Here is a 13,248-nt window from a genome sequence, read left to right as displayed (position 1 = left end):
CGGCATCCGGCGAAACGAACACTGCAAGCAAAAATCAAGGCGCGGCGCGGCGCCAATCCAGAACCCGGCGCGCCAGACTCTGAAAAAACTCGGGCCACGCGAGACGCTCGATCTTCCAGCGCCCCGCGTGGCCCAATCACATCAAAATCAAAGCTGGCCTTCGACCCAGCCCTTCACACCGGCAAGCGCCGCCGGCAGATTCGCCGGCTCGGTGCCGCCAGCCTGAGCCATGTCCGGACGACCGCCGCCCTTGCCGCCGACCTGCTGCGCCACGAAGTTGACCAGATCGCCTGCCTTGACCTTCTTGCTCGCGTCCGCCGTAACGCCGGCGATCAGGCTCACCTTGCCGCCTTCGACCGATGCCAGCACGATCGCCGCGCTCTTCAACTTGTCCTTGAGCTTGTCGACGGTTTCGCGCAGCGTCTTGACGTCCGCGCCTTCGAGCGTAGCCGCCAGCACATGCACACCGTCGACTTCGATCGCCTGCCCGGCCAGCTCGTCGCCCTGGCTCGACGCCATCTTCGACTTCAGCGCGCTCAGTTCCTTCTCCAGCGACTTCACCTGGTCCTGGACCTGGGTGATCCGCTGCGTCAGTTCCGACGGTTGCGCCTTCAACACAGCAGCGGCCGCGTTGATACGCGCGTCGAGGTCCTGCACGAAGCGCACGGCGTTGTCGCCCGTGATCGCTTCCACGCGGCGGATGCCCGCCGCCACGCCGCCTTCCATGACGATCTTGAAGAGGCCGATGTCGCCGGTGCGATGCACGTGCGTACCGCCGCACAATTCACGCGAAAAGCCCAGGTCGAGCACGCGGACTTCGTCGCCGTACTTTTCGCCGAACAGCGCCATCGCGCCGCCCTTCACCGCTTCGTCGAACGGCATGACGCGCACGATGCCAGGCGCATTCGCCAGCACTTCGGCGTTGACGATTTCTTCGACGCGGCGGATCTGCTCGTCGGTCATCGGCGCGTTGTGCGCGAAGTCGAAACGGGTCTTGTCCGCGTCGACGAGCGAGCCCTTCTGCTGCACGTGCGAACCGAGAACTTCACGCAGCGCTTTATGCATCAGGTGAGTGGCCGAGTGGTTGCGTTGCGTGCGAGCGCGGCGCAACGCGTCGATTTCCGCCTTGACGACGTCGCCCACCTTCAGCGTGCCCTGTTCTAGCGTGCCGTGATGACCGACCACGTCGGCCTGCACCTTGAGCGTATCGCTCACCGCGAAGCGGACGCTCGCGTTGGCGAGCACGCCCTGGTCGCCGACCTGGCCGCCCGACTCCGCGTAGAACGGCGTGTGGTCCAGCACGACGACAGCCTGCTGGCCGTCACGCACTTCCTGCACGGAGGCGCCGTCTACATACAACGCGATAACCTTCGCGTCGTCGAAGACGATTTCTTCGTAGCCGTGGAACGTGGTCTTCGCGCCCGAGTATTCGAGGCCTTGCGCCATCTTGAACTTGCCCGCCGCGCGAGCCTGCTCGCGCTGACGCGCCATGGCTTCGTCGAAGGCGGCTTCGTCGACCGTCACTTCGCGTTCGCGGCACACGTCCGCCGTCAGGTCCAGCGGGAAGCCGTACGTGTCGTGCAGCTTGAATGCGAGTTCGCCGTCGAGCGTCTTGCCGCCCTTGGCTTCGAGGTCGGCCAGCGCGCTCTCGAGAATCGACATGCCGTGCTCGATGGTCTCGAAGAAGCGCTCTTCTTCCTGACGCAGCACGTCGGTCACGCGTTGTTCAGCTTCCTTCAGTTCCGGGTATGCGCTGCCCATTTGCGCGACGAGATCGCCCACCATGCGATGGAAGAACGAACCCTTCTTGCCCAGCTTGTAGCCGTGGCGGATCGCGCGGCGCACGATGCGGCGCAGCACATAGCCGCGGCCTTCGTTGCCCGGAATCACACCGTCGACGATCAGGAAGGAGCACGCGCGGATGTGGTCGGCGATCACCTTCAGCGAGTTGTTGGTCAGATCGCTCACGCCGGTTTCGCGGCCCGCGGCCTTGATCAGCGCCTGGAACAGGTCGATCTCGTAGTTGCTGTGCACGTGCTGCAGCACGGCGGCGATACGCTCCAGACCCATGCCGGTGTCGACGCACTGCTTGGGCAGCGGCGTCATGTTGCCTTGCGCGTCGCGGCTGAACTGCATGAACACGAGATTCCAGATCTCGATGTAGCGGTCACCGTCTTCCTCGGGCGATCCGGGCGGGCCGCCCCAGACTTCCGGGCCGTGGTCGTAAAAGATTTCCGAGCACGGGCCGCACGGACCGACGTCGGCCATCTGCCAGAAGTTGTCCGATGCGTAGCGCGCGCCCTTGTTGTCGCCGATGCGGATGATGCGCTCGACCGGCACGCCCACCTCTTTCGCCCAGATGTCGTGCGCTTCGTCGTCTTCGTGATAGACGGTGACCCAGAGCTTGTCTTTCGGCAGCTGATACACGCCCGTCAACAACTCCCACGCGTAGTGGATCGCGTCGCGCTTGAAGTAGTCGCCGAACGAGAAGTTGCCCAGCATTTCGAAGAACGTGTGGTGACGCGCGGTGTAGCCGACGTTTTCCAGATCGTTATGCTTGCCGCCGGCGCGCACGCTGCGCTGCGCGGTCGTGGCGCGCGAGTACGGGCGCGATTCCGCGCCCAGGAACACATCTTTGAACTGCACCATTCCCGAATTGGTGAAGAGCAGCGTCGGGTCGTTGCCGGGCACAAGGCTCGACGAGCGAACGATCGTATGGCCCTTCGATTCGAAGAACTTGAGGAATTTCTCGCGGATTTCGGCGGCTTTCATGGCGTGCGGGGGACGGGTTTGCCAGTTCCCTGGCTGTTACCGGCGGCATCGTGGGATGCGCCAACTGTTTGTTTCTTAAACGACTGATTATACGGGATCGGCGCCCGTGCGCGGCGGCGCGGGCTGTATGGCTGGCCGTTCGGCCAGGTTCGAGCGGGCGCCGTGGGACAGGGCGGCACTTTGCGAGGCCCGTCATTCGTCCTATACCGTTCGGCCGACTGCGCCAGCGCGCGGGAATCGCTTAAGATTGCCTCCATCCCGCAGCGCCTCGCGCGCCGCCTTGGCCACGAAGAAGGAGACATCGAACAATATGGGCGCTCTCAGTCATATCCGCGTGCTAGATCTCACACGCGTACTCGCCGGCCCCTGGTGCGCGCAGACGCTCGCCGATTTCGGCGCCGACGTGATCAAGATCGAACGCCCCGAAGTCGGCGACGACACCCGCCACTGGGGCCCGCCGTACCTCAAGACGCCGGAAGGCGAGGACACGCGCGAGGCCGCGTACTACCTTGCAGCGAACCGCAACAAGCGCTCGGTCACCGTGGACATCGCCTCGCCAGAAGGTCAGCGGATCATTCGCGAACTGGCCGCGCAGAGCGACGTGGTGCTGGAAAACTACAAGGTAGGTCAGCTACAGAAGTATGGCCTCGACTACGCATCGCTCAAAGAAGTGAAGCCCGACATCGTCTATTGCTCGGTGACCGGCTTCGGGCAGACCGGGCCGTATGCGCAGCGCGCCGGGTACGACTTCATCGTGCAAGGCATCGGCGGCTTCATGAGCATTACCGGCGAGCGTGACGGCCAGCCGGGCGGCGGTCCGCAGAAGGCCGGCGTCGCGATTGCCGACCTCATGACCGGCATGTATTCGACCATCGCCGTGCTCACCGCCCTCACCCACCGTGACCGGACGGGCGAAGGCCAGTACATCGACATGGCGCTGCTCGACGTGCAGGTCGCGATGCTCGCGAACATGAATTCGAACTACCTGGCAAGCGGCCAGCCTCCGGTGCGCTGGGGCAATGCGCATCCGAACATCGTGCCGTATCAGACCTTCCAGACGAGCGACGGGTGGATCATCGTCGCGGTCGGCAACGACGGTCAGTTCCGCAAGTTCGTCGAAGCGGGCGGCCGCCCGGAACTGGCGGACGACGGGCGCTTCGCCACCAACCCGGCGCGGGTGCGCAACCGCGACATCCTCGTGCCGCTTCTCGCGGAGATGGTCCGCCTGCAGGGCAAGCAGCAATGGATCGCCGCGCTCGAGGCGGCGGGTGTGCCATGCGGGCCGATCAACGATCTCGGCGAAGTGTTCGAGAACGAGCAGGTGCTGGCGCGTGGGCTCCAGGTGGACCTGCCGCATCCGTCGGGCGGAACGGTCAAGCTGGTGCGCAATCCGATCAATATGACCGGCACGCCGCCTGAAGCGCTTACCCATCCGCCCATGCTCGGGGAGCACACGGAAAGCATCTTGCGCGACGTGCTGGGCTATGACGAAGCGAGGATTGCGGCGTTGCGGAGCCAGTCCGTGATTTGAGTCCGTGATTTGAGTCCGTGATTTGAGTCCGTGATTTGAGTCCGTGATCTGAGTCCGCAGTCGGGCCGCCGCAAGCTCCGAAGATGCGAGGTGCGCTGCGGAGCGCAACGTCGCGATGAACCCAGCGCGGAAACGGACTCCCAAATCGACGGCGCGGGCGGCTAGCGCCGCCCGAACGACTCCAGCCACTTACGCCCTTCGTCCCAATCGCCGAGCCCGCTGTCCGCGTTGATATGGCCGCGCGGTCCGAGGTCGATCCAGCGGCTGCCCCACGCGTTCGCACAGGTCTGTGAAAACGGCACGCCGCCGTAGGGATCGTCGCTGCTGGCGACAACAATGGTCGGAAACGGCAACCGCTCGAGCGGCACAGGCGCGAAACCGCGCGCGTCCCGCGGAAAATGCGCCTCGGCCGGATCGGGCGGCGCGACCAGCAACGCGCCCGCCACCTTCGCAAGTTGCGCGGCGCTCGCATATTGCGCCGCCCAGAAAGCCGTCGTCAGGCAGCCGAGGCTGTGCGCGGCGAAGACCACGGGCGCATCGGCGGCGGTCACCGCGGCGTCCAGCGTGCGGCACCAGGCGTCGCGTTCAGGGTGATCCCAGTCCGGCATCCGCACCCGCGCGAAGGCCGGATTCAGTTCTTCCCAACGCGTCTGCCAGTGGCCGGCGCCGGAGTTCTGGTAGCCCGGCAGCACCAGTGTGGTGGGTTGTTTTCGTACGCTCATCCGCGTTCCCCGTGTCGGTTGTTAGTCGCAGTTTATTGTTTTGGCCTGTGGTTTTTGCTCGCGCCGGCGCAAGCCCGCACCGCCGCGTCAATGCATTACGCGTCCCACGCCCACGCCGCGCGGATCCGCCGCCGGCACGGGCGTCGTGCCCTCGATGCGGATCATCTGCACGTTGCCGTTGAACGACTGCCCTTCGAGCGTGTAGCCCTTGGCCTGCAATTGCTCGGCCAACTCACCCGTGATGGGACGATACGGCTCGAAATAGATCGTCTTCCGCGGCAGCAACTGGTGGTGAAACCGCATGGCGGCGAGCGCGTCGGTGGGCGACATGTTGAAGTCGTACAGGTCGGTCATCACCTGGAAAATCGACGTCAGAATGCGCGAGCCGCCGGGCGTGCCGATCACGAGCGACACCTTGTTGTCCTTCAGCAGAATGGTCGGCGTCATCGACGACAGCGGACGGCGCCCCGGCGCCACGGTGTTCAGTTCGGCACTGTTCGCGCCGGCGGGTTTGGTCACGAAGTCGTCCATGGCGTCGTTCAGCAGAAAGCCGGCGCCGTCCACCACCACGCCCGAACCGAAGTCCCCGTTCAGCGTGTAAGTGTTCGACACGGCGTTGCCCCACTTGTCGACCACTGAGAAATGTGTGGTTTGCGCCTTCTCCGGAACAGCGTCGCCGAGTCCCGGCTTGACCGGCGTCGCGCCCGGCACTTCGTCGGGTTTGACTTCGTCGGCGCGCTGGGCGAGGTAGGCGTCGTCGGTCAGTTTGGCGCTCGGCACCTTGTACGCATCCGGATCGCCCAGGTATTGCTGGCGATCGGCGAACACGCGGTCCTCGATCTGCGCGATCAGATGGATGTACGGCACGGAATTCAGTTCGAGGCCGTCGAACGCCGGCTTGAGGTCGGCTTTCATCTTCAGCATCTGGATCAGCCCCACGCCGCCCGAACTTGGCGGCGGCGCGGTGACAACCTGGTAGCCGTTCCAGTCGGCGGTAAGCGGCTGACGCCACACGGCCTTGTACTGAAGCAGGTCCTGTTTCGTGACCAGACCGTGGCCGTACATCTGCTGGGCGATCAGGTCGCCGGTGCGGCCTTCGTAGAATTCGCGCCCGCCGTCGCTTGCAATGCGCGACAACGTCTGCGCCAGTTCAGGCTGGCGATATGTCACGCCCGCCTTCAGACTGGAGAAGTAGGCGTCGAAATTGGTCTTGCCGGCGAGATTACTCGCGGCCGCGTCGTGGCGTTGCTGCAACCACGGTTCGACCTGGAAACCGTCGGTGGCGTAGCGGATCGCGGGCGCGAGCACCTGCTTCCACTTCAGTTTGCCGAAACGCTGGTGCGCTTCCCACATGCCCTCGACGGTGCCCGGCACGGCCACCGCGCGATGGCCGACGGCGCTCATGCCCGGCAGCAGATTGCCCTTGTCGTCGAGATACATGTCGCGGGTCGCCTGTCGCGGCGCGCTCTCGCGATAGTCGAGGAAATACGGCTTGCCGTCCATGAACACCGTCATGAACCCGCCGCCGCCGAGGTTGCCCGCGTCCGGCGCGGTCACGGCCAGGGTGAAGGCGACGGCGACAGCGGCATCCACCGCGTTGCCGCCGGCGGCAAAGATCTGCTGCGCCGTGTCCGCGCTGTAGCGGTCCGGCACGGCCACCGCCGATGCGTCGAACACGGCCTTGGGCGGCGGCGTTTTCGCCAGAGCGACCGTGCCGCCCGCGAAGGAGGCGAGCACGGCCGACACGGTCAGGATCCGGGTCAGGGAAAGAAAAGTGAAAGGCGCGCGAGGCGCGCCGTGCGTCGGGACAGACATCCGAGAAACTCCGGCAACTGAGGGCGCCATGGTGCACGAACGGCAGGAAATCGTGCAAGGCGACAAGGGGCGGTGCAACCTGCGAGGATCGCTGCGACGAGTGCGCGCTGCGCGTCGTGGGCAAGCTGCACTGCCCCGGGAAAAATCGGGGGCGGGCTTTGAGGCGCGGCGAGGCGACTAATGCACCTCTGCTAACGCACCTCTCGATGCGCGCTGATCTCCCGCCCGCGGACTCACGCCGCACGAAATGCAGCCTGACTGGCTGCCCGAGGCAACGTGTCGAAAGCGGGCGCATACGGCCCATTGCGGCGCCAGCACACTTGACGCGGACAACCCGCGCAGCCAGCGTGGGCGAAGCCGCGCCGCTCGCATCCTAAGTCGGCGGCGCTCGCGTGAACAAAACGTTTTACCTCCTGTTACAGCGCCGGCCTGACCCTTCAACTACCGTCAAAATGGCTCAAACGTTGGCTGCGCGCCGCACTCGCCTGCCGCAACGGGGCTCGTCAGGTAGAATTGGCGGATAAGAGGACGCATTGCGCGCCCCCGACAGACTCTCACCTTCTCGCATGAATACCGAACGCAACGACGCGCCAGCGGCATCCAATTTCATCCGCAACATCATTGACGACGACAACCGCACCGGCAAGTGGGGCCAGCGCGTCGAAACGCGCTTCCCGCCCGAGCCGAACGGCTATCTGCATATCGGTCACGCCAAGAGCATCTGCCTGAATTTCGGCGTGGCGCGCAGCTACGGCGGCGTGTGCCATCTGCGCTTCGACGACACCAACCCGGAAAAGGAAAGCGTCGAATACGTCGACTCGATCATCGACGCCGTGCGCTGGCTCGGCTTCGAGTGGGAAAAAGACGGCAAGTCCGAGCTCTACTACGCGAGCGACTACTACGACAAGCTGTACGAATTCGCCGAACTGCTGATCGAGCGCGGCAAGGCGTACGTGGACAGCCAGTCGGCCGAAGAAATGCGCGCGAACCGCGGCTCGGCTACCGAAGTCGGCACGCCGTCGCGCTTCCGCGAGCGTTCGGTAGAGGAGAATCTCGACCTGTTCCGTCGCATGAAGGCCGGCGAGTTCCAGGAAGGCGAGCACGTGCTGCGCGCGAAGATCGACATGGCGTCGCCGAACTTCAACATGCGCGATCCGGTGATCTACCGGATTCGTTTCGCACATCACTACCGTACCGGCGACAAGTGGTGCGTGTACCCGATGTACGACTACACGCACTGCATCTCGGACGCGCTGGAAAACATCACGCATTCGCTGTGCACGCTGGAGTTCGAGGACCATCGTCCGCTGTACGACTGGATTCTGAACGAGCTCGCCGAGGCCGGCATTTTCACGCGCCCGCTGCCGCAACAAATCGAATTCTCGCGACTGAATCTGACCTACGCGATCACCAGCAAGCGCAAGCTGCTGCAACTCGTGACCGAAGGCCATGTGGACGGCTGGGACGATCCGCGTATGCCGACCATCGTCGGCGTGCGCCGGCGCGGCTTCACGCCGGAATCGATCCAGTTGTTCTGCGAGCGCATCGGCGTGACCAAGGTCGATTCCTGGATCGACATGAGCGTGTTTGAAGGCGCGCTGCGCGACGATCTGGACGACAAGGCGCCGCGCACCGCCGCCGTGCTCGACCCGGTCAAGCTGATCATCGACAACTTCCCCGAAGGCGTCACCGAGCCGTGCCATGCGCCGGTCCATCCGCATCATCCGGAAATGGGCGTGCGCGAGTTTCCGATTTCGCGCGAACTGTGGATCGAACGCGACGACTACAACGAAACGCCGCCGAAGGGCTACTTCCGCCTGTTCCCAGGCAACAAGGTGCGTCTGCGTTACGGCTACGTGATCGAATGCGTCGGTGCGGATAAAGACGAGAACGGCAACATCGTCGCGGTCCATTGCAACTACTTCCCGGACAGCAAGTCGGGCACCGAAGGCGCGAACAACTACAAGGTCAAGGGCAACATCCACTGGGTCAGCGCGGCAGCCGCGTGCCCGGCCGAAGTGCGCATCTACGACCGCCTCTTCAAGGAGCCGCAACCGGACGCCGGCGGCCGCGATTTCCTCGAAGCGCTGAATCCGGATTCGAAGCGCGTGGTCAACGCCTACCTTGAGCCGGGCGCACGCGAAGCGCTGCCGGAACAGCGCTATCAATTCGAGCGCCACGGCTATTTCGTCGCCGACCGCGTCGATTCGAAGCCGGGTAAGCCCGTATTCAATCGCATCGTCAGTCTGCGCGACAGTTGGGGCAAGCCGGCGTAAGCTGGAACGCACTCTTTTGCCGCGCATCTGAGGTTGGCTACGGCGTGCGTCTTGATCGAAAGATGCACGCCGTTTTGTTGCACCATGTTTCCATCGACGGCGACGGCGCGCATCCGCACACGCCAGTCCGGGAGGTCCGATGAAAGTTGCAGGCCGTCGCGGGGCCCGTACCCGGCACATGACGGGGCACACGGCATACGCCGCGCGTTTCGCCCATGGCGCGGGTTGCGCGCTCGTGGCGCTGATCACCTTCGCAGCGGCGTCGCTCAGCTGCGCCGCTGAGGCGGATGAACTCACCGGCACGCTGAGAAAAATCCACGACGACGGCGTGGTCGTGCTCGGCGTGCGTGAAGCCTCGATTCCCTTCTCTTACTTCGACGGCAAGGGCACGGTCGGCTACTCGCAGACCATCGCGCTGCAGATCGTCGAAGAGATCAAGAAGACGCTCGGCATGCCGCAACTGAAGGTGCACGAGATCACAGTGACCTCGTCGAACCGCACGCCGATGTTGCTGAACAACCAGATCGACCTGGAATGCGGCTCGACCACCCACACGGTGGAACGCGAAAACCTGGCCGCGTTCTCGAACAGTTTTTTCCAGTATGCGGTGCGCATGATCGCGCGCAAGAACGCCGGCATCACGGATTTTCAGGATCTGGCCGGCAAAGCGGTCGTGACGACCGCGGGCACCTCGGATGAACGCCTGCTGCGCCGCCTGAACACCGACAAGCTCCTGAACATGCGCATCACCAGCGCGCGCGACCATTCCGAGGCCTTCAACGCGCTCAAGGACGGCCGCGCCGTGGCCTTCGTGATGGACGAGCCGATCGTGTACGGATTCAAGTCGACCGATCCGCGTCCCGACGACTTCGTGGTGACCGGCACGCCGCTGGGCTACGAAGTCTACGCGTGCATGTTCCGCAAGGGCGACGAGCCGTTCCGCGCTCTCGTCAACGGCGTGATCGCGCGCGGCCAGACGTCCGGCGAAGCGGAGCGTCTGTACAAACAGTGGTTCACGCAACCCATTCCACCGCGCGGCATCAATCTGAATTTTCCGCTGTCGGAGCAGAATCGCGCTCTGTTCGCGCATCCGAACGACCGCGCGCTCGACTGAGGCCTCACGCGGTCATGGCCTCGCCGCTATAGCGATCGATGCAGTTCCGCGAGCGACAGCGTGGTCTGAAAGAGCCGCGCGAGACTGCGGCTCGCGTACTTGTCCACTTCGTCGGGCGCGGCCCAGCGGTAGGCATCCATTTCGGGAATCAGCGTGCCGTCCGAGCGGCGCGGAAAGAGCGACGTGCAGGTGCACACGCTCAGATCGAGTTCGTCGACGGTGGCACGCGCGCCGAACAGATGCAGATCCTTGTCGCGCCGATAAACGAACAGGCCGAGGTCTTTCAGACGCTCGGGTGCTATGGCGATACCGGTCTCCTCGACCATCTCGCGCAGCGCCGTGACATGCGGCGCCTCGCCTTCTTCGCCGTGTCCTTTCGGAATGTCCCAGTGCGACGTTTCGGTGGCGTGCGCAAGCAGCACGCGGCCGTCCGGATCGAGCAAAACGATGCCGCACGAAATAATCCGTGTGCTCATCGCCGCACCATCTCAGACAAACGCGCGGATTCTTCGACACGCACGCGCGTGGCCTCGGGCCGCGTCGTCTGCCAAGCGGCGCGCGCCGCCATCAAGGCCTGCACGCTCAGTGCTTTTTCTGCAATTGCCAGGTGCCGCTGCCCTGCTTGCAGAACTGCGGGCGCAGGTTCATGGATTGTCCCTTGGCGCTCAGCACGACGCCGAGGTCGCGGCAGGTGCGATCGCCCTCTTTGGCCGTGCTGGTCATCGTGATCGCGGCGTCGATCTTCACGCTATTGCCGGTGCCTTCGTTGACCCAGTTCGCGGTTTCGCCGTCCTGCTTGTCGTTCAATGCGGCGAACACCGCTTTTTTGACGGAGTCGATGTCGCGTTGCTTCATGTAGCTGATCGGCGTGTCGTTCAGAAAGCCAAGATTTGCTGCTTGCGCGCCGATCGCAGCACCCAGCAACAGGCTGCCGGCGGTCAGTTGAGACAGGACACGGATTCGCATCGACATGAAGGGTTCTCCTCGGAAGTGTTCGGCGGTCTCGAGCGCGCATGGCGTCTCATGATCTGGACCCCAAAAGCATAGCATGTCCCTCTCGAAGGGACCGCGAGAAACGACCGCCTGCCGAAGCGGATAAAACGAGGCCAGCCTCGCACAGGACGTGCCTCATTTCCGGGGAGCGCGCGCCGCCGGCCCAGTGAGCGTCCCTAATTTTAGGACAGCTCCCATTCCTGCCACCAGGACGCTTTCTTAAGATTGTTCGGTTGCGCCTCCGCGCCAATCAGAATCTGAAGAGGCCTCACCATGCACACCCTCTCCGTCCTCAAAACCATTGCTATCGCGCTTGCGCTGCTGTGCGCCGCGCTCGCGCCGGTTGCGATGGGCCGCGATCCCGGACTCGCGCGGCGCGCCGTGCGGATGGACGCGCTGCCTCACGCCCGCTGGCCCAATCTGCTGACGCGCGTCGGCATCGCCTGCCTGTTGCTGTCCTTCGCGCTGCTGCTCGCCGGCTGCTATTACATGCTGGCGAACGCCCGCAATTAATCTCGACACTAGCGACCAGCTAAGCCAGCCACCTTCGCGTCACTCGCCTCACTTCGCGGCCACTGAATCGGCCGCTCCGCTTCCCGCCTTATATCCGTCTGTCAGCGTATTCAGAAACGCGACCACGTCCTTGATTTCAGCCTCGTCGAGCGCCGGCTTGTCACCCGGCTTGCGGTCGAACGGTGGATCGGTATTCAGATTGGCCCAGTACTGCTGAGGCAGATCGTCGAATTTCCGTACTTTGCCTTTCGCCACCGGATAGAACTTCTCCGGATTCGTGTCGCGCTCGGCATAGAAACGCACTACCTGATCAAGCGAATGGTAGATGCCGTTGTGGAAAAAGCTCTTCTTCAGCGCCACATTGCGCAGCGTCGGCGTGCGGAAGATGCCGCAAAACTCGCCACGTCCCTTCAGATCGGTGCGCTCCGGGCCGCAAGCGCCGAGGTCGTAGAAACGCGGATCGCGATTCACGGACAGCGCGCGATTGCGCGGCACGCCGATCGCGATCAGGCCGAAGTCGCTGAACTGCGGCGGCGCGCCGTCCAGGGTGCGCTGGCTGATGTGGCAGCTCGCGCAATTGCCTTTTTTCTCGTCGTTGAAGAGTTGCAGGCCACGCAGCTCGGCTTGCGTCAACTGCGCTTTGCCCGCCAGATACGCGTCGTACTTGCTGGTGTACGGATAGAAGGTTTCCGGCGTCTGCTCGAAGGTTTCGAGCGCTTGCAGCACCGCTTTGAAGGTGGCGTCGTCGCTATCGAAAATGTGTGCGCCGAATGCCGCGCGGAACGCGTCGGCGTATGGCGCGGCCTTGACGGCCGCGGTGACCTTGGCCGGCGTGCTGCCCATTTCGAACGACGACAGCAGCGGGATGCGCGCCTGGTCGCCGCCCCGGTCGACGCGGCCATCCCAGGTCAGGCCGCCAGTGGGTCCGGCATCCACGCTTTCGTCGCCTTCATCATCCGACTCGTGATAGTGCTCGGCGAACGCCGGCACCGACTGCAGATACTTCAGCGTCGGCGCGGCGCGCATGCCGGTGCGGTGCATATCGCTGCCGCCCAGTTGCACCGACAACGCATTGGCCGGCGAGAACCCATGCTCCGGACTGTGACACGACGCGCAAGCGAGCTTGCCCGAACCGGAGAGCGACGCGTCGAAAAATAGCTGCTTGCCGAGCGCCGTCATCTGCCGCACGGATTCGTAGACCTGGGCGCGAGACTGGCCCGCTTCATGAGCCGCCACCTGCACCGCGGTCGCCGCCATCGGCGTGGCCGAAGCCGCTACGCCTGCACCGGTGCCCGCCGCGGCTGCCGTGCCTGGCGCACCCGCATCGCAGGCGGCAAGGGTCAAGGTCATGGCCGCCAGGGCGAACGCCGTCGCTTGCCGCAGGCGCGTCGTCGCGAGCCCGGCGTCATGCCGCGCGTCGACCCGAGCCATTATTTTCCGAATCCCCGTCAGACCTGGCCGCATATGAAAGATGTGAGTTTGCGATGGTGAAGTCCGCGAGCGTATTTCATC

Annotated in this window: 10 protein-coding genes; 4 read left to right on the top strand and 6 right to left on the bottom strand. The window is 64.3% G+C overall.

Going from position 1 to position 13,248, the window contains the following annotated elements:
- Window positions 1-147 precede the first annotated feature (147 nt).
- The gene (gene alaS, locus B0G82_RS11765) at window positions 148-2,772 is read right to left on the bottom strand and encodes an alanine--tRNA ligase (RefSeq protein WP_121307461.1); all 2,625 of its coding nucleotides are present in this window, start codon (window positions 2,770-2,772) and stop codon (window positions 148-150) included.
- A 310-nt stretch (window positions 2,773-3,082) separates the two neighbouring features.
- Between alaS and B0G82_RS11760 the strand changes: the two genes are divergently transcribed.
- Window positions 3,083-4,303 (top strand): CaiB/BaiF CoA-transferase family protein, encoded by a 1,221-nt coding sequence (locus B0G82_RS11760; RefSeq protein WP_121307460.1) that lies wholly within the window; start codon window positions 3,083-3,085, stop codon window positions 4,301-4,303.
- Window positions 4,304-4,464: 161 nt separating this feature from the next.
- On the opposite strand, the gene B0G82_RS11755 is transcribed toward B0G82_RS11760, so the two are convergent.
- Together B0G82_RS11755 and ggt are read right to left on the bottom strand one after the other, a co-directional pair.
- The gene (locus B0G82_RS11755; RefSeq protein WP_121307459.1) at window positions 4,465-5,025 is read right to left on the bottom strand and encodes an alpha/beta hydrolase; all 561 of its coding nucleotides are present in this window, start codon (window positions 5,023-5,025) and stop codon (window positions 4,465-4,467) included.
- An 87-nt stretch (window positions 5,026-5,112) separates the two neighbouring features.
- Entirely contained in the window at window positions 5,113-6,840 is a 1,728-nt protein-coding gene (ggt, locus tag B0G82_RS11750; RefSeq protein ID WP_121307458.1) for a gamma-glutamyltransferase, read from the bottom strand.
- Window positions 6,841-7,406: 566 nt separating this feature from the next.
- Here ggt and B0G82_RS11745 point away from each other — a divergent pair.
- Together B0G82_RS11745 and B0G82_RS11740 are read left to right on the top strand one after the other, a co-directional pair.
- Window positions 7,407-9,116 carry a glutamine--tRNA ligase/YqeY domain fusion protein gene (locus B0G82_RS11745; protein WP_121307457.1) on the top strand — a complete coding sequence of 570 codons (1,710 nt, stop codon included), beginning with the start codon at window positions 7,407-7,409 and terminating at the stop codon, window positions 9,114-9,116.
- Window positions 9,117-9,255: 139 nt separating this feature from the next.
- Window positions 9,256-10,230, top strand: a complete 975-nt coding sequence (locus tag B0G82_RS11740; RefSeq protein WP_121307456.1) for a transporter substrate-binding domain-containing protein — start codon at window positions 9,256-9,258, stop codon at window positions 10,228-10,230.
- Between the two features lie 26 nt (window positions 10,231-10,256).
- Here B0G82_RS11740 and B0G82_RS11735 read toward each other — a convergent pair whose 3' ends face one another.
- Window positions 10,257-10,706 (bottom strand): NUDIX domain-containing protein, encoded by a 450-nt coding sequence (locus B0G82_RS11735; protein ID WP_121307455.1) that lies wholly within the window; start codon window positions 10,704-10,706, stop codon window positions 10,257-10,259.
- Window positions 10,707-10,812: 106 nt separating this feature from the next.
- The gene (locus B0G82_RS11730; RefSeq protein WP_116139835.1) at window positions 10,813-11,202 is read right to left on the bottom strand and encodes an RT0821/Lpp0805 family surface protein; all 390 of its coding nucleotides are present in this window, start codon (window positions 11,200-11,202) and stop codon (window positions 10,813-10,815) included.
- A gap of 294 nt (window positions 11,203-11,496) precedes the next feature.
- On the opposite strand from B0G82_RS11730, the gene B0G82_RS11725 reads away from it, so the two are divergent.
- On the top strand, window positions 11,497-11,736 hold the full coding sequence (locus tag B0G82_RS11725) for a hypothetical protein (protein WP_121307454.1): 240 nt from the start codon (window positions 11,497-11,499) through the stop codon (window positions 11,734-11,736).
- A gap of 48 nt (window positions 11,737-11,784) precedes the next feature.
- Here B0G82_RS11725 and B0G82_RS11720 read toward each other — a convergent pair whose 3' ends face one another.
- Window positions 11,785-13,167 (bottom strand): cytochrome c peroxidase, encoded by a 1,383-nt coding sequence (locus B0G82_RS11720; RefSeq protein ID WP_199730077.1) that lies wholly within the window; start codon window positions 13,165-13,167, stop codon window positions 11,785-11,787.
- Window positions 13,168-13,248: the final 81 nt, after the last annotated feature.

Source organism: Paraburkholderia sp. BL17N1, assembly GCF_003634175.1.
Classification (GTDB): Bacteria; Pseudomonadota; Gammaproteobacteria; order Burkholderiales; family Burkholderiaceae; genus Paraburkholderia.
Note: the sequence above shows the minus strand (reverse complement) of the source record. Positions and strands in the feature narration are given on the sequence as shown.